The organism is Peptostreptococcus equinus, from assembly GCF_027125355.1.
GTDB lineage: Bacteria > Bacillota > Clostridia > Peptostreptococcales > Peptostreptococcaceae > Peptostreptococcus > Peptostreptococcus equinus.
In genome coordinates this window covers 1,461,252-1,482,727 of the sequence record NZ_CP114052.1, presented here as the reverse complement: position 1 = coordinate 1,482,727, position 21,476 = coordinate 1,461,252, and the positions used below count along the sequence as shown (strand labels likewise).

At 26.9% G+C, this 21,476-nt stretch carries 19 protein-coding genes and 1 pseudogene; 16 read left to right on the top strand and 4 right to left on the bottom strand.

Going from position 1 to position 21,476, the window contains the following annotated elements; genetic code table 11:
* Positions 1 to 288 precede the first annotated feature (288 nt).
* Positions 289 to 1,128, top strand: coding sequence for a hypothetical protein (locus tag O0R46_RS07325; protein ID WP_269311081.1), 840 nt, complete (start codon positions 289 to 291; stop codon positions 1,126 to 1,128).
* Positions 1,129 to 1,456: 328 nt separating this feature from the next.
* On the opposite strand, the gene O0R46_RS07320 is transcribed toward O0R46_RS07325, so the two are convergent.
* Positions 1,457 to 1,942 carry a tyrosine-type recombinase/integrase gene (locus tag O0R46_RS07320; RefSeq protein WP_269312546.1) on the bottom strand — a complete coding sequence of 162 codons (486 nt, stop codon included), beginning with the start codon at positions 1,940 to 1,942 and terminating at the stop codon, positions 1,457 to 1,459.
* A 513-nt stretch (positions 1,943 to 2,455) separates the two neighbouring features.
* On the opposite strand from O0R46_RS07320, the gene O0R46_RS07315 reads away from it, so the two are divergent.
* The 6 genes from O0R46_RS07315 to O0R46_RS07295 all read left to right on the top strand — a co-directional run bounded on the left by O0R46_RS07315 (position 2,456) and on the right by O0R46_RS07295 (position 9,488).
* Positions 2,456 to 2,761, top strand: coding sequence for a hypothetical protein (locus O0R46_RS07315; RefSeq protein WP_269311080.1), 306 nt, complete (start codon positions 2,456 to 2,458; stop codon positions 2,759 to 2,761).
* Between the two features lie 1,522 nt (positions 2,762 to 4,283).
* Entirely contained in the window at positions 4,284 to 5,330 is a 1,047-nt protein-coding gene (locus O0R46_RS07310; protein ID WP_269311079.1) for a hypothetical protein, read from the top strand.
* Positions 5,331 to 5,483: 153 nt separating this feature from the next.
* Complete coding sequence (locus O0R46_RS10225; RefSeq protein ID WP_422763630.1) at positions 5,484 to 5,708, top strand: DUF3923 family protein; 225 nt, start codon at positions 5,484 to 5,486, stop codon at positions 5,706 to 5,708.
* Between the two features lie 234 nt (positions 5,709 to 5,942).
* On the top strand, positions 5,943 to 7,313 hold the full coding sequence (locus O0R46_RS07305) for an SH3 domain-containing protein (RefSeq protein ID WP_269311078.1): 1,371 nt from the start codon (positions 5,943 to 5,945) through the stop codon (positions 7,311 to 7,313).
* A gap of 160 nt (positions 7,314 to 7,473) precedes the next feature.
* Positions 7,474 to 8,094 (top strand): ECF transporter S component, encoded by a 621-nt coding sequence (locus O0R46_RS07300; RefSeq protein ID WP_331275578.1) that lies wholly within the window; start codon positions 7,474 to 7,476, stop codon positions 8,092 to 8,094.
* 356 nt (positions 8,095 to 8,450) lie between these two features.
* The gene (locus tag O0R46_RS07295; protein WP_269311077.1) at positions 8,451 to 9,488 is read left to right on the top strand and encodes a hypothetical protein; all 1,038 of its coding nucleotides are present in this window, start codon (positions 8,451 to 8,453) and stop codon (positions 9,486 to 9,488) included.
* 59 nt (positions 9,489 to 9,547) lie between these two features.
* Here the strand turns inward: O0R46_RS07295 and O0R46_RS07290 are convergent, their stop codons facing one another.
* From O0R46_RS07290 to O0R46_RS07280, 3 genes and pseudogenes are all read right to left on the bottom strand, one after another.
* Positions 9,548 to 10,411: a polyphosphate kinase 2 family protein gene (locus O0R46_RS07290; protein WP_269311076.1), complete on the bottom strand. Its 864-nt coding sequence runs from the start codon at positions 10,409 to 10,411 to the stop codon at positions 9,548 to 9,550.
* Between the two features lie 173 nt (positions 10,412 to 10,584).
* On the bottom strand, positions 10,585 to 11,448 hold the full coding sequence (locus tag O0R46_RS07285) for a CPBP family intramembrane glutamic endopeptidase (RefSeq protein WP_269311075.1): 864 nt from the start codon (positions 11,446 to 11,448) through the stop codon (positions 10,585 to 10,587).
* Between the two features lie 219 nt (positions 11,449 to 11,667).
* Positions 11,668 to 13,440, bottom strand: a pseudogene (locus O0R46_RS07280) (oleate hydratase).
* A gap of 327 nt (positions 13,441 to 13,767) precedes the next feature.
* Here O0R46_RS07280 and O0R46_RS07275 point away from each other — a divergent pair.
* The 9 genes from O0R46_RS07275 to dltC all read left to right on the top strand — a co-directional run bounded on the left by O0R46_RS07275 (position 13,768) and on the right by dltC (position 21,382).
* Positions 13,768 to 14,322 carry a rhodanese-like domain-containing protein gene (locus tag O0R46_RS07275; RefSeq protein WP_269311074.1) on the top strand — a complete coding sequence of 185 codons (555 nt, stop codon included), beginning with the start codon at positions 13,768 to 13,770 and terminating at the stop codon, positions 14,320 to 14,322.
* Between the two features lie 231 nt (positions 14,323 to 14,553).
* Positions 14,554 to 15,108 carry a hypothetical protein gene (locus tag O0R46_RS07270; protein WP_269311073.1) on the top strand — a complete coding sequence of 185 codons (555 nt, stop codon included), beginning with the start codon at positions 14,554 to 14,556 and terminating at the stop codon, positions 15,106 to 15,108.
* A 47-nt stretch (positions 15,109 to 15,155) separates the two neighbouring features.
* On the top strand, positions 15,156 to 15,461 hold the full coding sequence (locus O0R46_RS07265; RefSeq protein WP_269311072.1) for an MTH1187 family thiamine-binding protein: 306 nt from the start codon (positions 15,156 to 15,158) through the stop codon (positions 15,459 to 15,461).
* A 162-nt stretch (positions 15,462 to 15,623) separates the two neighbouring features.
* Entirely contained in the window at positions 15,624 to 16,808 is a 1,185-nt protein-coding gene (locus O0R46_RS07260) for a class I SAM-dependent methyltransferase (RefSeq protein ID WP_269311071.1), read from the top strand.
* 24 nt (positions 16,809 to 16,832) lie between these two features.
* Positions 16,833 to 18,053, top strand: coding sequence for a D-alanyl-lipoteichoic acid biosynthesis protein DltD (gene dltD, locus O0R46_RS07255; RefSeq protein ID WP_269311070.1), 1,221 nt, complete (start codon positions 16,833 to 16,835; stop codon positions 18,051 to 18,053).
* 3 nt (positions 18,054 to 18,056) lie between these two features.
* A complete protein-coding gene (locus O0R46_RS07250; protein WP_269311069.1) occupies positions 18,057 to 18,179 on the top strand; it encodes a hypothetical protein in 123 nt (40 codons plus the stop codon).
* A gap of 11 nt (positions 18,180 to 18,190) precedes the next feature.
* A complete protein-coding gene (gene dltA / locus O0R46_RS07245) occupies positions 18,191 to 19,834 on the top strand; it encodes a D-alanine--poly(phosphoribitol) ligase subunit DltA (protein ID WP_331275577.1) in 1,644 nt (547 codons plus the stop codon).
* 9 nt (positions 19,835 to 19,843) lie between these two features.
* Positions 19,844 to 21,007, top strand: a complete 1,164-nt coding sequence (gene dltB / locus O0R46_RS07240; protein WP_269311068.1) for a D-alanyl-lipoteichoic acid biosynthesis protein DltB — start codon at positions 19,844 to 19,846, stop codon at positions 21,005 to 21,007.
* A 135-nt stretch (positions 21,008 to 21,142) separates the two neighbouring features.
* Positions 21,143 to 21,382, top strand: coding sequence for a D-alanine--poly(phosphoribitol) ligase subunit DltC (gene dltC, locus O0R46_RS07235; RefSeq protein WP_331275576.1), 240 nt, complete (start codon positions 21,143 to 21,145; stop codon positions 21,380 to 21,382).
* The last annotated feature ends 94 nt before the right edge of the window (positions 21,383 to 21,476 follow it).

Here is a 21,476-nt window from a genome sequence, read left to right as displayed (position 1 = left end):
ATTTAATGTTATTTAGTGTTATATTATGGTGTTTAATGTTATAATATTCTACAGGATTGCATAGAGTTTTATAAAATTATAAAAACTAATAAAATAAAGTAAATAAGGTGTTATTTTTGTTAATAGAACGTATAAATTAATATATAATCATAATTTAGTTTATTAGTATAGATTTTAGTAAACTTTATGTTGTAAAGTCGGAAGAGGTTAAAAAATACACGTAAGTAATTTCAATGGAAGGGGGCAACTATTCCCATAATGTAGTTTTAGGGAATAGTTATTTATTGTATGAATATAGAGGGAGTTTTTGAAAAAGATATATTTAATGATATAAACAATGGAAAAGAAATAAATGACTTTGAAACTTCAGAAGATATAGAAGTTGGAGAGTTAAAAGGCTTATTTTATGTATTGAAATCTAATGAGATAATTAATAAATATCATCAGGCTAGATTGGTAGTAAAGGAATTTTTTAAAGAAAATATTGAATATATTGAAGAATATAACAATAGAGAAGTTGTTAAAGGTATGATATATGAGCATGCGTTGTTTTTGTATAACGCGGTAATTGATTTATTGTTTTGTACGGTTTATCTATGTACGGAACAATATGTATATAAAAATGGAAAAAAAATAACAAATTATGATGACCTTTTTGATAATACTGATATTGAAAAATTTATCAGAGATTTAGAAAGAAACTCTAAAGCTAACACAGATACAATTGAATATTTTGAAAAGATGGATAATAAATATGGCACAATAAAGAATGAACTTATAAAATTGATGGAAGAACTTGATAAGACTAAAATTAGGTCTAATTTTAACTTCATAAAACACAGAGGTATGATTGACTATGGGGAGCTGAAAAATAACAGCAAAGTTATAGAGGAAATTAATAAATTTTGCTTCTTTAGACCTGAATTCAGGCCATATATTGATATTATAAAGCAGGAAAGAGGTTCAATTTATAGATTTCAAAATAAACAAAATTTGGCTAATTGCATAAGTGAACTGATAAAGTTTGATAATGATTTTTTATTTGGCATAGTAAAAGTTATTTTGGAAGAATTATATATAATTTGCCAGCCTACCAAAATACAAAAAAGTAGCATAATGGATATTTAATGTTTGTGCAATAACTGTGCAATAACTACGCAAATGAAGTGTGCAAAATAGTATACAAATAGGTGATATGTGTGGAATTAAAGGTTGAAATTTAGCCATTTATACCTAAACTTATATTGTGCAATAATTGTACTTTACAATCCCCTCATCTCCATCATAAAATTTAAATAAATGGTGAATGTATTGGAAATACTGGATTATGAGATTTGGTATTTCCTTTTTTAATGCCAAAATAACAGAACTGTAACAGAATTAGACTATATACAGGAATTTTATAGGCATAATAATAGCCCTTATGTGATTGAATACATAGGGGCTTATTTTAATACTAAAAATTAAAAATAGTATCTAGTTTATCAATATCTTTATATTTTTCATCTTCCATGACTTCGGTATAAATATTCATAGTTATTTGAATATCCGCATGGCCTAATAATACTTGTACTGTCTTAGGTGGTACACCATTTTCAAATAGCCTTGTAGCATATGTTTTTCTTAGTCCATGGAATTTTATCGGCTCTATGTCTAACCTCTTCAAAATAGTCTTTAAAGTGGTATTAGGACGTTTATTATCAATGGTCTTGCCTATATCATCAGTAAAAACATAATCACTTTTAATATATGATTTCCCAAGCTTTAATTTATTTTCTGATTGGGTTATTTTAAGTTGTTTTAAATGCTTTTCTAATGATGAAGATAGTGGGATAGTCCTTACACCATTTTCAGTCTTTGGATCTTGTTGTACAGTTGTTAAATGAGGTTTCATATTATCGTCAAATACATATGTTTTCTGTAGTGTTTCTTTAACTGTTATACTCTTATTCTCAAAGTCTACATACTTCCATTTTAAAGGATATATAAAATTTGATATTAAAAATAATGAAATTATACTAGAAAAAACAACATCCTATGACAAATTATTTCCTATGTATTTACATCATGCAAAAAGAGGTTTACAAGAATATATAAAAAACAAAGAGGATAAAAAAGAAAAAATAGTAATGTGGTTTTAAAAGTGCCTTGAAAAAATCAAGGTGCTTTTTTAGTGAAAAAATAGGGGAGTAGTGCTATAATATTTCATATAATTTTATAGATTTATATGAGATTTATAAAATTAAGATTATTAAGTAAAACAAGAAATATTATTGTATTTGATTGTAAATAATTAAAATTAAGTGATAAAAGCTTTATTATATGTTGTTTTGTAAAACTTAATGTAATAAAGTTGTTTATAGGCAAAAAATAGGAGTAAGTTTTATCAATGGTTAAGGGTAACTATGCCGTAAATATGTATTTAGGGAATAGTTGAATGTGGAGGTATATTTTTATGGTGGAAAATGGAAATATTAATTATCATGAATATGCTATTGAGTTAGAAAATATTTACCGTATGTATATTAGTTCTGATGGTAATGATTTAAATTCAAGAAGTATAGCCGGAGAAATAGAAGATGATATTTTTTATATTCTTAAAAAAATGAAAGAAAAATATCCTAATAATAATAAAATAGCTGAATTGTATCATGATCATTATAAATTAAATAGAGTTAAGTTAAATAATATGGATGAAAAACAAATAATAGATTATATAAAGGATATAAAAAATAAACTAAATATAGATAACATGAAATAACAGAACTATAACAGAATTGCTCTGTTATTTTTCAAAAAATCAACAAATATTACTCCTATTTTTATATATAAATGGCTATATACCAACGTTTACAAAGACATGAAAACTTATTCAATATTATATCGCCTTATCCCCTCATCTCCACCAATTAAGAATTAGAAGTGGTGAATATATTGGAAATACTAGATTGGAAGATTTGGTATTTCCTTTTTTAATGTCTATAACCCAACTGTGAGAAAGTAAAAAGAAGAGATATAAACCTATTCAAAAACAGTATTTATTTTTAATTGATATGCATAATAAGGTTGATTAGTGTAACAAAGAGTCTTGTAATACATAAGCAAATTATAAAAACTGAGTTTAAAGGAATTTTTTTAAACTTTAGATTAGTTTCTATGCCACTAACTATATATGAATTAGAATTAATAACAGAATTTGAAGATTTAGGAATAAGAAAACTTAACTTATTAAAATAAAATTTGAACTATAAAAGATCTAAGCATGGGGTTGGTATATTAAAACTATTCATACAATAATTTAGGATAATATTATATTTATACATACTATATTTTGTATTAATCATTGGTTTAATAATTACTCCGCTTAATTTAAGCACAAAAATAGAGGTGACACAAAATACAATAATTATTCAAAATGTAGTAGAATATTACAAGATAATAATATCACTTATAATGATATGTATAGGAATATTATCAATAATAAATATATTGAAAAATAAAAAAGTATAATATTATATTATACTTATAGACAATTTGATAAAATCACTTCTAATATAATGCTTTTTAGTGTGTTTTACATTTAAATGTATATTTATATAAATACTTACCTAACTTATAATTTAGGTATTTAATAAAAATAACATTTGGAGAGTAAAAATGGAAAATTTAAATATTAGAAAAAGAAAAGCATGGGAATTAATAAGTAAAGTTTTAATGTTGTTTATAAGTATATTTTTTACTTGCCGAATTTAAAATTTGGGGGGAGGTAAACTCAATAATAAAGGTAATTTTAGCAATAAATTTATTATTATTTTTTGGAAGTATACCCTTTGTAATTAAAAAGCATAAATTATGAATGTAAATAAAAATATAAGTGTTAATAGTACTCTTAAATCATTATAGCAATAGATAGTTTTATATAATTGAGTTTAGTATTATATTGTCTGATTTTATTTGTACTATGCAAAAAAATAACCTTCTAACTTCGTCGAGTAAAGGTTATTTCAAATAACTTCATTAACCACCGTCTTTGACTGATTTGCATGAGGAAGAGATATCGCTCTTCCTTTTTATTTCTATACTATTTTATACCACAAATTGTGTTATTAGTATATAAACATAAATAGGTTTAATAATATAGATTTTAGTAAATTTTATTTTATAAATTTGTAAGAAGTTTAAAAATACATATAAGTAATTGCAAGGTAAAAAGGGAAGCATTCAGTAAAATATACAGGGTATAGTTAAATTTAAATAATATCTATTTTTGAAAGGAGTATAGAATGAAAAAATGTATTTTAATTCTTATTACATTTTGCTTTTTTGTATTTTTAGTAGGATGTTCAAATAATAAAGTTTATGATAAAGAAAATAATATTGTAGTAATTGAAAGTAAACCTGGGGAATCAAAATCATATTTTTATTTATTGGATAATAAACTAAATATAAAAGAACGTATAGAAACAAAGCATAGTGTTATAGGTACGAATACACAATCTTTAAGCATAAGTAATAATAGCGTATATATAACTAAGCAAAATGATAATGATTTAAAGTATAAAAATGATTCAGATAAATTATTAGTATATTCTTTAGATACTTTCAATGAATCAAATATAAAGTTGATGTCTTCAAATCCAGATTCTATATTAGTTGATAAGAATAACATATATACTAGTTTTAATTGGGATAAGGGAGTTTTTTTATATAAGCAAAATAAAGATGGTAAAATGCCTATCAAAAAAATATTAGATAAAGATCATAACGGTAGAGTAGAAAATATAATTGATATGGGAGAAAAAATTTCACTAGTGTATGAGAATATAAAAGAACGTACAACCTATATACACATACTTTCTAAAAGGACATTAGATACAATAGATATAATACCAATAGGTAAGGAAATTTTCCCGTTTTATAATGACTATGCATATAGCAAAGATTCACTTTACTTAGTTGGAAACGATCAAAACAGTCCATATCAATCTATATTAACAGTTGTAGATGTAAATAATAAAAAAGTAATAAATTATAAATATGCATCAGAAGATTTTGTATCTATATTTAATAATAAAAATAAATTAACCATATTTGCCTGTGATGATATGAGGACTTCTTCTTCCAAGTCTAGTGTATATGAATTTGATAAAGAAAATAAAACTTTATCAAAAAAAGGAAGATATGAATTTCCTATAAGTAAATCTATAAAAGTAAATAATGATTATATAACAATAGGTTTTGACAATATTTGTAAATTATCAAAAGAATATAAAATAAAGAAAAAAGTGAATATTAAGAGTACATATACGAATCAAATATTTATGAGATAATATAAAAAATTAACCATAAGGTGGTATCTGTGGAGATAGTCGATAAGATTAAATCAATCCTATTAGATTACAATATTAATAAATTACGTACAATAATTGTGTAATAACTACATTTTACAATACTATCATCTTCATCAATAAAGAAATAAAAGTATTGAATATATTGGAAATACTAAATTTATATTTTTAGTATTTCTTTTTATTAGAACTGTAGATGGTCATAATGCTATACAAACATTAGAAATAAAGAGGATTACCTTTGCTGTATTTAGGATTTTTTATCTTGGTATTCTGGTAATAGAGTGGGGAATTTATTCTATAGTATGTTTTTTAATTTATATAATTTTACTGGCTTTATATTTAACTCATTCAAAATAGATTTCAAATTGTTATTAAGGGGATATTATATATTGTTATTACCTATTTTATCAGTATACACATATTTATTAGTTGTAATATTAAAAAATTATAACTAGTAGAAATTAAAATAAAATAATGTTATTATTAAATTAATAAATTATCTAAATGTTAAGATAAAATATAATATGAGCTTAAGCCAAGATAACATTTATATACTGATAAAAATTTGTTTAACTAAAAGGAGTCTATAAAATGAAAAAAATTATTATCTTATTGTTGGCATTTTTCTTACCACTAGGAGTAGTTGGATGTAAAAAAGAAGAGAAAAAACAAGCGAAAAAATCTATAACCATGGAAGAAAATCTTAAGGAAGATATTGGAAAAAAATCTGCGAAATTGTACAGCCAAGCTTTAGATAAAGCTAGTGAATATAATTATGGGGACAATAATCAGAACGCAGATAAATATGAGTATTCTATTGTAAAAATGGATGGAGATGAGGTATCTCAATTAGTCATTGTAAAGCTGACAGAATATCATGAAAGGTGGGTAAAAATATTCTCTTATGATAAGAAAGATAATAAATTAATAGAGATAGATGAACCCATACAGTATGGTGCATCAGGAAGTTTAAGAGCTAATCTGAAGACAAAAGATGATGGAGATGGATTGATATATTGGCAAACTGTACCAGGAAATATGGATACTATTATAGAAAAAATCAAAATAAAAGATAATAAATTAAGCCGAGAAAAAATTTGGGAGGGTAAATTTGATGATTCTCCAAAAGATGATAATGCCAAAGATATAAATTTTATAAGTATAGATGATAGAAGTCAAATAGATGAATTAGCAGGTAAAAAAATACAAAAAGAAGAAGTAAATAAGAAACTAAATAGTTCTACCCAAGGAAGTGAACAGGAAGATAAATTAGATGTGATAATTGAGAGAGAAAAAAATGCAGGTAGATTTGTTTTATATGGTAAAATTTCAATAATGAGTCCTGAACAATTGATAAAATATCAACGTATAGCAGAACAAGGAATTCCTAAATCAAACTTGGGAATTGATGAATCGGAATATGCAATATTTATACCATCAAGCTCACAGAAGATATCATTACCAACTTCAGATGGCAGACGTAATAATTCTGCTCCTGAAATAATAGCTACATCTGTAGAAGATGTAAGAGCTTATAATGGTAAAAATGTTGTAGTAAGTCTGGGTCCAAATGATGGTGCATGGCCTTCTGATACTAGATTACCTCTAGGTCAGCCATATGCGAAGATTAAGGTTTTGGGCTTAGGAACAGAGTCCGCTTCAAAATCAATTTCTAAAACACAACAAAAAAATAGTGAATTTGAAGAAAATAATATTAAAAAAAGAGAAGCTCAGGAGGCTGAATATGCAAAAGGAAAAGACTTTGTAATACATGCAAAAAATACAAATATGAGAGCTAGGCCAGATATTAACTCAGCTATAATAAAAACACTCTTATCGGGTACAAAGATTCATGTTATTGATACAAGCATTGATCATCCTACTAGAATTTGGTACAAGGTAACATATGATGGTGTTACGGGATGGATTTCAAATAGGACTATAAATGGAGAGTTGAATTAAAAATATTTAATTCAACTGGAAAAAATAATAAAATTATATTGGAGACATTTTGAAATAAACTACTGTTGTTGTTTTATTATAATCATCATGGTATATTATTTAAGTTAGTATAAAATTGTGCTATATTAAAAAACGATAACAGGAGGAAATATGTTAAACAATGATTGTTCATGAAAAGAAAGATATACGCTGGACTGTGAGTGTTTCACTTATAGCAGCTATAATCATACTTTTGGCAAATACACCTTTAGGTATGATTCAACTGCCAATTATTAAGGCAACAACTGTACATATACCAGTAATTATTGGGGCTATACTATTAGGTCCTCTAGCAGGAGCTATCCTAGGATTTACATTTGGATTTTGCTCTTTAGTAAGCAACACCCTATCACCAACTTTATTATCTTTTGCTTTTTCACCATTTTTAAGTACCAGTGGTTTTAGTGGAGTTTTTAGAGCACTTTGGATTTCAATTGGATGTAGGGTGTTTATAGGTATAATTTGCGGATGGCTATGGATTGCTTTTAAAAAAGTAAATATAAATAAATATATATCACTTGCAACTACAGCCTTTATAGGGTCTATGGTAAATACAATTTTTGTAATGGGTAGTATATATATCTTATTTGCTGGTCAGTATGCACAGGCAAAACAAGTAGCTTTATCTTCAGTGTTTGATCTAATAATGGCAACGGTTGCAGTTTCTGGTATTCCAGAAGCAATTGCAGCAATTATTATAGTTATACCTATAACAAAAGCACTTTTTAAAGTTTATAAATAGAAATTACAATTTAATCTAGAATATTGTATTTTTTCAAAGAACAGTATTCTTAATTAGCTTAAATTTTATTACATCAGGAAGAGTTTGTGCTCTTCCTTTTTAATTTCTGTCTTATTTTACATATTTAATTTCTGTTTTATTTTACATAAAAAGCTAGTAAATAAATCAATTTATTAAATAGCATTTAAAGTTATATTTTATATTTTGGTGTAATATTATGATTTAAAATGTTATAATTATAAATATTATCAATAAAAAAAATAAGAAATCTAATAATAATATAGTTAAAAAAATTAAAAGGAAGGGGAACGACTATAGTGGAAATTATTAGCTTATAGTTGTAAATGTTTACTATTATGCCAAAGAAATATAGAAGAAAAATCAATAGTCAAAAAAATACTAAATATGCAATAGACATCATGAAAGTCTTATTAGTAGTATCATTTATACTTTTCTTTGTCTCTATTATATATTCATTAATATTTAACTATATAGAGTATGGATATAGTATTAGCAATTATAATAAGTGGTTTTCCTATTATGGTTCATATATTGGAAGGGTTCTTACTGTAAGTATTGCAGCATTCACTTTTTTTATACAGATGAAATATAACCATAAAAAGGATAATGTAGCTAATAGAATTGAAAAACTAGAAAAATTTCTAGAAAATATTAATGATTTAAAGGTCGCTAAAGATGAATTTTTTTATGAAATATATCAATGTAAGGCTATTATGCATGAAGTTTTGAAGAATGAGAATATTATGCAATTTGAGGCTTATTACTATATACTTGATCCTTCTAACGTAGAGTATTTAGAAAATATTGGGGAAATAAATTCAGAAAAATGGGGAAATATAAAAGGTAAAATACATCAACATTTATTGAAGTCCATAAAAAAAATGCATATTTTAATGAGCAAAATAGAGTATTTTTCATACTATAGACCTATTTTTACAGGGAATTATTCACAAGAATTTTATGTATTGGAAGATCGTATATTTGAAAAAATATATGATAATATGTTTGCAATTTGCAATAATGAGAAGTATATTAAAGAATATATTAATTCAAGTCTATTTTTAGTAAATTCAATTGTAATTGATGATGCAAATAAGGAGCACAAGATATATTCAGAAGAGGACTATAAGAAAAATAAAAATGATATAAATAATTTAATAAAAATATATGAAACTGAATTAGATAAATATATAGAGGGATTTAAGTTTTATTGTGTTAGTTTAATGCAGGAGCTAAATATAGAGCTAATGGACGAAAAGAAGGATGATTTTAGAAAAAGGTTTGATCTTGAAAAAGGAAAGTATGATTACCTAGCTGATGATACTGAATTAAATTCTACTAGAATAGATAAAGTTTTATACACAAAAAAGTAACCGTTTAATTTTATAATTAGCGGTTACTTTTAAATATTTTTAATTTGTAGCACTGATATTTATTTTTCTTCTTCTAATGCTTTTTTTGCATCTGCCAATCTAGCACTCTCTTCTTTGCTAATCTGAGGATATTCTAAATTCATACCTTTTAGTATGTGAAGGAAAATTTCAGATACAAGTAAACGGGCAAACCATTTTTTGTCAGCTGGTATTATATACCAAGGTGCAATTTCACTTGCTGTAGCACTTATTGCATCTTGATAAGCCTTTTGGTACTCATTCCAATAAGCTCTTTCTTTAACATCTGCTATAGAAAATTTCCAATTTTTGCTAGAATCGTTTAGCCTACTCATAAAACGCTCTTTTTGTTCATCCTTAGACACATTTAAAAAAATTTTTACTGGTATAATTCCATTGTCATAAAGATATTTTTCATAATTTTTAATATGTTCATAACGGTTGTACCAAAACTTATCATTAACCTTGTTGTATGGATATTGGTTCACCTCAATCAGATTATGAACCTTGACTACCAATACATCTTCATAATATGAACGATTAAAAATACCAATACGGCCTCTTTCTGGTAGAGACTTGTTATAACGCCAAAGAAAATCATGATCTAACTCTTCAGCTGAAGGTTGTTTGAAACTGAAAACTTGGGTACCTTGTGGATTGAGACCAGTCATGACATGTTTTATCAATCCGTCCTTACCAGCAGCATCCATAGCTTGAATAATAAGAAGCACAGATTTTTGATTTTGAGCATATAACTTGTCCTGTTCAGATTCAATCTTTTCAATATTCTTATTCATATCACTTAGAGCTTCATCTTTGTTTTTATAACCACCTTTATCATTTGTAGCAAAATCATCAAGAGAAAAATCTTTGCCATCGCTTACCTTGTATTTTTCGATTTTCATATTCATCCCTTCTTTCTTAGCTTATTTTTACCCTAAGTTAATTGTTTTATTCAAAAATAAAGATTAGCGAATTTATTTAGAAATATTGTTTTTTATATATAGAAGAAACAAATGCTATGTAAAAATAATAAAAAAGTAGCGTTACTTAAAAGCGTACCTATTTTTTATTATTTTTATAACTCATTACTTTTAAATTTTTTAAAATAAAAGTATATAAAAATACAGCTTAGAGAAATTATTGTTACAGACATAATAGTACCTTCAACTCCAAAAATTTTGTCAAAAGCAAAACTATTTTTTAAGCTATTCTTATTCATCATAAAAATAGAATATTGGGAAAGTAAACCACTATTTGGAAGTCCAAATATTATATTTTGGCTAAAGTTCCAAGTTGTATGACAAGCCATAGCCATCCAAAGACTGTCAAAATAATACACAAATAAACTAAATAAAATTCCTGTTAAAAATAAATCTAAAAAACCAATGGGTGATATACCATCATTACCTAAATGGATTGCTGCAAAAAATAGTGAATTTGAAATAATAGCTAAAATTTTACTATTATATCTTGATTTTATTCTTTGATACAAGAAACCTCTACATATTAATTCCTCCGCAGATGATTGAACAAATACTGCTTCAAATAATATGAATAATTGAATTGGCTGAAATTTGAAAAAGTATAGTTGGAAGTCTCCGTTTAGGTAGGCAACTAATATGCATAATACATTTAATATTAAACCTAATAAAAATCCAAAAAATAAATTTTTTATATTATTACCTGAAGTATTATATTTTAAAGAATTTAATACAGATAAATTTTTTCTTTTAAAAATAATCAAATATATAATCGTGAAAAACCATATACCCCAAAAATTAATGTAAGCGTTAAAAATTTCGTTAAAATCTTTATCAAAAAAGGGAAGTTTTATTGGACCACAAATATCTGAAATAATTTCTCCGCCAATTAAAAGAAAAAAACCTAAAAACCATATCCATAATAAATTATTTCTTAAAATTTCTTTAATGTGTTTCATTTTTTAAATTTTCCTTTCTAATTATTTTATTATAAGCAATTTAATTATCAGGACATTATAACAAATAAGTATAAAGATTGTATTAAAATAAACTAAATATTAAACAAAAATAATCATGGTGCTTTCTTAATTTAAAGGCAACCATGATTATTTAGTATATTATATAATTTGTATTAGTATTAAATTTTAATATTTAAAAGCAAAGTGAAAATTTATACATTAAAGTAAATGTGCATCTTTTAGCAATTCTTCAATAAAAGTCCCTTTAAGTTTCTTTAAACCTATTTTTTCAATTAAGTTTGGAACAGGGAAATCTATTTCAGTAATTTGCTTTTTATCTGTCAAGTAGTATAGAGCATTTAATAATGCACGTATATCATAGACAGAGCCAAATACTTCAGGAATACCACGCTCTATGTTCAATAGCATATAAACGGCTTCCATAGCTGTTCTAATTGAATACTCTGTAGTAAAAACTGTATCACGAGATGGTGATTCAGCAAAATTTCCTATAAATGCTAAATTAACAGATCCTTGTGGTATAACATCAGGACGATCTCCCTTTACACGTGGCATAAAGTAGCTAGTGATATAAGGCATATATACTGGCACAGTATTTACATAATCTTGTCCAGATAGAGTATGAATCTTTGATTCTGGTACTCCTAAGTGATATAGTAATTCTTCTGTTATTTCACGTCCTGTACAATCTTCTATATTTTTCTTTATATAATTACCTTCCACATTTGAATAAAGTCCATAAATCCAAACCATAGTTTCATTCTCTTTTTGCTCTTTAAAATGAGGTTGACGATGTATAGCAAAACTCATCAACCAATTTGAATCCACAATTGTTATGATACCACCAGTATTGACCTTACCATCATGTAGATCACGGTGAGTTAATTTTTCTATATATGGTTCAAGAGCAGGATCTTTTATTGTAGCTGTTGCAGATACAAACCAACTTTTAGAAGGTAAGTCTTTATAAAATACTTTAGGATGACCAAATACTTCAGATTGTGCAGCTAAATTTTCCCATAAAGTCCATGAGCCACCTAACTCTTTATTTGGCTGAGCAACTGAGTCATGACTACCATAATTAGTACTTTCAGTTATTGAACCATTAGTTACAAACACAAAATCATTAGGTGTAATTTCTAATGTTTTTTCTTGTCCATCTTCTTCTAATAAAAGTGATTTAGCTATTTTTTTATGATCTTTAAATTCAACATTTACATTTAATACCTTAGTGTTATATTGTATATCTACATTATGAGAATCTAGATAAGCAAGTATTGGTTTTACCATTGAGTCATATTGATTATACTTGTTGAATTTTAAAGAAGTAAAATCAGGTAGCCCACCTATATGATGTATAAATCTCATAGCATATCGACGCATTTCAGCAGCTGAGTGCCAAGTTTCAAATGCAAACATAGTAGCCCAGTAGTACCAAAAATTACTTGATAAAAATTCTTTTGAGAATACATCCTCAATTGTTTTATTTCCAAGAGATTCTTCAGAAGTCATCACTAAGCTTGCAAGTTCCTTATGGTATTTTCCTAAAGCAAAATCTCCATCATTATCTAATCTATTTCCTCTTTTATGGATCAAACGACAATTAGAAGAATTGGGATCATCTTTATCTAACCAATAAAATTCATCTAAGTATGATGCACCAGGAATTTCAAGTGATGGAATTGAACGATACATATCCCACATGCACTCAAAATGATTTTCCATTTCGCGACCACCACGAGTTACAAAACCAATATCTGGTTTTTTAATACCATCAAGTGATCCGCCAGCAAGAGGTAACTCCTCTAAAATATGAATTCTTTCACCTTCCATTTATCCGTCACGAATCAAAAATACTGCAGCAGCTAATCCAGCTAATCCTGAACCTATAATATATGCTGATTTTTTATCAACATCTTCAGGCTTTCTTGGTCTTGCAAATGCTTCAAAATTTCCATTAGTATAGTACATAAGAAATCCTCCTTTATTTATTTAAGACAGATGCCTTAATTAGCTTCATTATACTCTCGCAATTTTTAGAATTCAAGGTGCCAAAATAAGAGTAAATTGTAAAAATATTATAGAAATTAGATATAGACTAAATCCCAGCTAATATGAATTTTTCATGAAATTTAGTTAGTAATCTAACTTTATTGCATGTAGTATATTAATTTTAACTATAAATAAATGTATTATAGATTAATAATTTCAATAATGAAAACGTTATTTGCAATTGTATGAGTACAATTGCTTTGTTATAATTTAATTAAATCAATAAATATACTAGGAGGTATTAACGTGAAAAAATTTGCTAGAGTTTTTGCTATTTTATGTGCTTTAACACTTACGCTTACTGCATGTTCAAGTGGTTCTAATGGTGACAAAAAAGATGCCACTGAAGCGACTAATAAGAAAATTGGTACAGCTAAAGATGGGGATGAAATGAAGATTGAAAAAGCTTCAATGAAGTTAGTAAATGCTAAAGAAAAAGGAAAATATAAATTAGTTGGAACTGAAGAACTAAAAAAATGGATTGATGCTAAGGAAGATATGGTTATAGTTGATACAATGCCTGCCAAGAGCTTTAAGGCTAATAGAATACCAGGTGCAGTAAATGCTGAATTGCCTATTACAATGGACAAAGTAACTCCAGAACAAAAAGATGCATATATCAAAGCTCTAGGAGATAAGAAAGATAAGAAAGTAGTAGTTTATTGTGGATTCGTAGGATGCGAAAGATCTGACGTTGGTGCTGTAATAGCTCAAGAAGCTGGATTTAAAAATGTATACAGACAGCCAGGTGGAATTATAGCTTGGATGGATGCAGGGTATGATGTAGAAAAAGATAAATAATAATTTATAAAAAAATAATATTTTGTATGGTCATTAACTTTATACAGAATAAAATTTTGTTATTACAATTTATAATTATAATATTAAAACATAAAAGAGATACTAGGTTTTCTAGTATCTCTTTTGTGTTTTAAAGATTGGAGAACAATCATATTTTTAGGTAAGATAAATTTGACTAGCAATATTTATATATTATATAATATTAAGTAGAATAATTTTTAGGAGAAAACAATGACAGCTAAAAAAGATTTAAAAAGAGCAAAATCTAAGAAAAAAGCAAATAAGTCGGCTAGTAAGTATAAGGCAAGTACTAATTCTAAAACTCAAACTTCAAGTAAAATAATGTCTTATGAAAAAGCAGTTAATAGCAATACTAGAATAAATATATATTCAATATTCCAAACAGTGATGGTGATGCTAGTTACAGCACTTACATTCTTTATAAAACCAGGAAGTAAACATAGAGCTAGTATAATATCTCAAAACAATCTGATTAGAGAAAACATATTAACTAATCCTATACTAATTATAATAGGAATAATATTGATTTTATCAACTGCATATATGTTATATATGGCATATAAAGAAAAAGATATTAAAAAATTCCATTTTACAGGCGCAATTATGATGGGAATTGGAGCAGCAGTATGTTTATTAGACAATATGAAGAAGTATGAAATTTATTCATTTTTTGTACTTACTATAATTGCAATAGGATTTCTACAGATAGCAAAAATGGTGGAGCTTAGAAATGTTAGATCAAGATACAAGAATATGGAAGCATAAAAAAGTAAGTAAAATAAATTAACATAAATTTGAGTGAGGTGAAAAATATGGCAGTAGTAGAATTGACAGTGTGTCCTTTGGGTACTGGAACAACTAGTGCAAGTAAATATGTTGCAGGGGCTCAAGAAATTTTGGCTGGTCAAGATGAAGTCAAATACATGCTAAATCCAATGGGGACAGTAATGGAAGGTGATATTGACGAGATTTTCGCTCTTATTAGAAAAATACAGGAAGATGTATTTGATAAGGGGATTGAGAGAGTTTATTCTATCATAAAAGTTGATGATAGAAGAGATAAACAGGCTAGTATGGAGCAAAAGCTAGCATCAGTAAGAAAAAGGTTGGAAAAATAAGCAATTTAAATAATTATGCTCAGCATAAGAGATTGGGTGGCTGAAATAGTTGAACTTGACTAGTCAGCCACTCTTTAACGTTAATTTTAGTATTTTTTTATTTTTTTAATAGGTTTTACTTAAGTTTTTTGTGTTAATATATTTTAAAATGGGGGAAGATGTATGTTAATAGATGAAAAATATATTAAAGAAATTATAGAAACTAAACCAATTAGATTAGTATTTTCAAATAAATCTAGTGTGGAGTATGAGTTTGATAAGGTTAAAATCAACTTAAAAAAATTAAAAGATGCTTATATTTATCAGATAGAAAAATTTACTAAAAAACAGGTCTTTCACGAAAATATTGAAATAGATGATTTGGCTGCAAAAATCCAATTTTTACTAGGTAATTTTAAGCAAATGTCTTCAATATCTGAAGAGTTTAATATCGATATGAGGATATCTAAAAAAGGAAAGATATTTTTTAAAAAGCATGAACAGAAAAATAAAATAAAATTTGTTCAGAATCATAATAAACAAAAAAACTACATATTGAGTGAAGGAATGGTAGTAGAACCTTTGATTGATTTAGGAGTAATTACCAAAGATGGTAAAATAGTAAATTCTAAATACGACAAATTTAAGCAAATAAACAGATTTGTAGAAATAATAGACCATGAAGTTAAAAACATAGCTCAAGACTATATAGGAGAGGATAAAAAAATATTGAATGTCCTTGATTTTGGCTGTGGTAAATCATATCTTACTTTTATTTTATACTATTATTTGACTGAAATTAAAAAAATGAATGTTAATATAATAGGTTTAGATTTAAAAGAAGATGTGATTAATAGTTGCAACCAAACAGCGCAAAAGTATGGTTATGATAATTTGAAATTTGAGTTGGGTGATATCAATGGTTATAAGTACGAAAATAATGTATATATGGTAATAACTTTACATGCATGTGATACTGCTACTGATTATGCCCTTTATAATGCTATAAAATGGAATGCCAAGATGATATTTTCAGTACCTTGTTGCCAGCATGAGATAAATGCTACAATAAAGCCTAGCACTTTGAAAATAGTGTCAAAGTATGGTCTGATACAAGAGCGAATATCGGCTCTATATACAGATGCAATTAGAGCAAATATATTGGAAACACAAGGGTATAAAACGCAAGTTTTAGAATTTATAGATATGTCACACTCACCTAAAAATATATTGATACGAGCGGTAAAAGCCAATATAAGCAATAAGAAAAAAGAGAGTGCATTAGAAGAGATGAGGGCTATAAAAAAAGAATTTAACTTTGAGCAGACCTTATATAATTTATGTAAGGCTGATGGAATTATAAAATAATATGATAATGAGGATATAGACGACGTGAAAAATGTAAAGAAAATAAAATATATACTACTACCAATAGTTATATCAGTTATATTCACTATTGGATTTAATAAATTTTTAGATGTAGCAAACAATAGTCTTTTAAAGAGCAAGGACTTATATCCAATGTTGCATAATCCAGTCTCTTTAATAAAGGATAAGGGAGTATATGCAAATAATAAGCTAGTGAATGAAGAAGATTATATTTTGATGATGGGTTCATCTGAATTTAGTCATTCTACCTTGCAACATCCTGACTATTACTTTGATACCAACAGAACTACACATGGAGCGATTACAGTAGGTAGAGCTTATACACAATCACTACAGCATTCTACAGTATTAGGAAGTTTGGATAATTTGAATAAAGATAAAAAAGTAGTACTTATCCTATCTATGCAGTGGTTTATGGAAAAAAATGGTGTTACAAAGCATCACTTTGAAACTAGGTTTTCACCAGTGCAGTTTTATAAATACTTAGAAAATCCGAGAATAAGCAAAAAGAATAAGATAGAATATACAAATAGAGTAAAAGACCTTTTATGTAAGTCAAAAGATTTTAAGGCAGAACATATATATGCAAGCATATATAATGATAATTCTCCAAAAGCTAAGGCAATAAAAACTTTATTTTCCCCATATTTCTCGCTTAGAGAATATATGGTTGGGCTAAAGGATAAAGGAATTTTATTTGAGCATTTACTATTGCTTCCAGATAAGAAAGATGATAAAAATATTAAAAAGATAGATTGGGAAAAAGAAAAACAAAATGCAATAAGAGAAGCTGTCCAAAGGGTTGGTAAAGATAAAAAAACACTTGGTAACAGTGATCTTTCTATAGATAAGGGATACTACAATGCCTATATAAAACCAAATAAGAAAAAATTGAAAAATTTCTATGCTTATGTTGATTTTCACCAGTCTCAGGAATATAATGATTTAAAATTATTTATGGATACATGTAAAGACTTAGGTGTGAAACCTACAATAGTTTTAGTTCCAGCTATGGATGGATATTATACATATACAGGTATAGATAAAAATGAAAGACAAGTATTCTTTGATAAGACAAAGTCAATTCTTAAAGACTACAATTATACCTTAGTAGATACAAGTGACAAGGGTGAAACCAAATATTACTTAAGAGATGTTATGCATCTAGGAACTCTTGGTTGGGTGGATGTAAGTAAGAAAATATATGATATATATGAGAGGTAGAATATGAGTGAGAATAAAAAATATATAATATTGTCAATTGTAATGACAATAGCGATAATTATTTGTATACTAGCCTTTGCATTTATGCCATTTAAAGAACTACCATTTATATATAATGAATTTTAGAAGGTGATAATATGATAAATATAGTTGATGGAGTAAAAAAATACGCAAAAACGGATAGACTAGCCGTAATAGAAAGAGAAGACATACTTTCTTACAAAGATTTAGACAAGTTTTCAGACATTATAGCTAACTATATAATTAGAAATTCAAAGACAGTTAATCCTGTAGCCATATATGCAAATAAGGATATTATGATACTTCCGGTGATGATAGGAGCCTTAAAATCAGGTAGAGCATATGTTCCAATGGACGTATCATTTCCTCAGCAAAGGGTGGATGATGTAGTTGAAGCTGTATGTCCAGATATGGTATTTGATTTTACAGATGGTGAATATTTCTTCAATAAAGAAAATAGAGAAGATAAAAAGGAAAATTACAAAAATGTACAAATAATATCTAGACAGGACTTATGTGAAATAGTCGAAGAAAATAAAAATACTGAACTGGCCAAGGAAGTTCCAAATGATCAATGGGTAAAAGGAGATGAAAATTCATATATACTATTTACATCTGGCTCTACCGGAAAACCAAAGGGAGTTCAGATTTCAACATATAATTTAAATAGTTTTATAGAATGGATGTCTCCAATACTTGGTATTGATGGAAGTGAAAAAGTAGTTATGGATCAGCCAGCTTATTCATTTGATTTAAGTGTATCACAGCTTTATCCAGGTATAGCTAATGGTGCGACTTTATATTCATTATCTAAAAAGGTAGTAGCAGATTTTAATTTGATGTTTGAAGAAATGAAAAAATCAAATATGGATGTATGGGTATCAACTCCTACATTTATAGGAATGTGTCTATCTGATGATTCATTTACAGAGGAATTACTACCAAATTTAAGAAAATTATTATTTATTGGTGAAGTATTGCCAGTTGAAACAGCTAGAAAATTAAGGGAAAGATTTCCAAAAGCTGAAGTTATAAATGGATACGGACCAACAGAAGCAACAGTGGGAATAAGCCATGTAATCATCAGTGATGAACATATAAACTCCGGACAAAGCTTACCTGTAGGTGTTCCAATGCCAAATTCAAAGATTAAAATAGTAGATGAGCAAGGAAAAGAAGTTCCAAAAGGCGAAAAAGGAGAAATAATAATTATAGGTCCATCAGTATCAAAGGGATATTATAAAAATGAAGCTAAAAACTTAGAAGCATTTTATGTAGAAGAGATAGATCCATGGACTGAAATAGACGCTGAATATAAAAAAGAATTGGACAAGAGATCTGATGAAGATAAGGAATTTGATAATTTAAGATATAGGGCTTATAGAACTGGAGATTTAGGTTCAATACTTGAAGATGGAAATATTAAATATTCAGGTAGAAAAGACTTCCAAATTAAATTAAATGGATACAGAATAGAAATAGAAGATATAGAAAATAACTTAAGAAAAGTTACTAATGTAAAGAATGCTGTAGTGCTTCCAGTATATAAGAATGAAAAGATAGCTTTCTTAAAAGCTATAGTAGAATTGAAAAAATCTAATGACTTGGGTAATTTGAAAAATGGAATCAAAATAAAGAAAGAGTTATCTAACTTTATGCCAGAATATATGATTCCAAGAAGTGTGGCTATAATTGATTCAATGCCTACAAATACCAATGGAAAGATAGATAGAAAAAAACTGAAAGAAGAATATTTGTAGGAGGATTATATGAATTTATCGCAATATGATGGTTACCTATATATGTATATTCTTTTGCTAAGTTTTATACCTGCGATAGGCTTAGGATTATTTGAGAAAAAAATAAAATATTATGCCTTAATTGCAACAGCAGTGATGATATACATCATTATGGGACCTGGTAAGCAGCTAAATACCTTAGCAATATTTATGGTTTGGGAAGTAGCGCTTATATATATTTACTTCTGGATTAGAAGTAAGACAGACAACAAGTGGATATTTAGATTGGCATTATTAATGTCAACACTACCACTTATTATTAATAAAGTAAGCCCATTGACTAAGATGGGAGTAATAGGATTTATTGGTATTTCATATCTGAGTTTTAGAACTATACAGATAGTGATAGAAACCTATGATGGTACAATCAAAAAAATAAATTTGTTTGATATGATTTACTTTATACTATTTTTTCCAACATTGAGCTCAGGACCTATTGATAGATCTAGAAGATTTGAAGAAGAAATAAATAAAAAAATAGATAGAAGCGACTATGTAGATAATTATTTACTAGTTGGTATTAAAAAGATATTTTTGGGAGTCTTATATAAATTTGCTATAGCAGCTCTTATACATGCAACATTTGTAAGTAAGATACATGCAGATGGATCACTACTTAGTCCGTTTTTATACATGTATGCATATACATTATATCTATTCTTTGACTTTGCTGGATATAGCTTGATAGCTGTTGGTACATCGTATATATTTGGAGTGCATGCACCAGACAACTTCAACAAGCCATTTATTAGTAAAGATATAAAGGAATTCTGGACTAGATGGCATATTTCTCTATCTAGATGGTTTGGAGATTATATTTTCTCTAGATTTGTATTAGATTCAATGAGAAAGAAGAGATTTAAGAAAAGAGCACATGCATCTCATGTTGCACAGATGATTACAATGACAACTATGGGATTTTGGCATGGAATAACTTGGTTTTATATATTATATGGTGTATATCATGGAGTTTTATTAATATTGACAGACATATTTACCAAGAGTAAATTCCATAAAAAATATAAGAAGAAAAAAGCATATCAATATTTACAGATATTTATAACATTTAATCTAGTGTGTTTTGGTATGTTAATATTCTCAGGATTTTTGAACAATTATCCTTTTAAATTTTAAGTAATATTTCATTATTTTTAATAGTCTATATTGACACATAGACAATAATTTGAGATTATTATTAATGAGATATTTTTGCAAAGTCTACAGAAATAGAAAATTTTAGTATAAATCAAATAATTATTGGAGGAAGAAATGGATATTAAAGAAAATGTAATAGAAATATTTGAAGAAGTAATGGATACAGATGAAATAAGGGATAATCTTGATTTAGATGTATTTGAAAACGAGATGTTGGATTCAATGGGAATTATTGAAGTTTTACTTGGAATAGAAGAAAAAATGGGATTATCATTACAGCCTACAGATCTTGAGAGAAAAGATATGGCAACAGCAAATAATTTAATTAGCTTCTTAGAAACTAAAATAGGATAGTAAAAATTTTGTTATAGACTTAGAGAAAATAAATAAGAATGAAATGAATTATGAAGAAAATAAAAAGCTTTGGATGCCTTGTATCTTAAGCTTT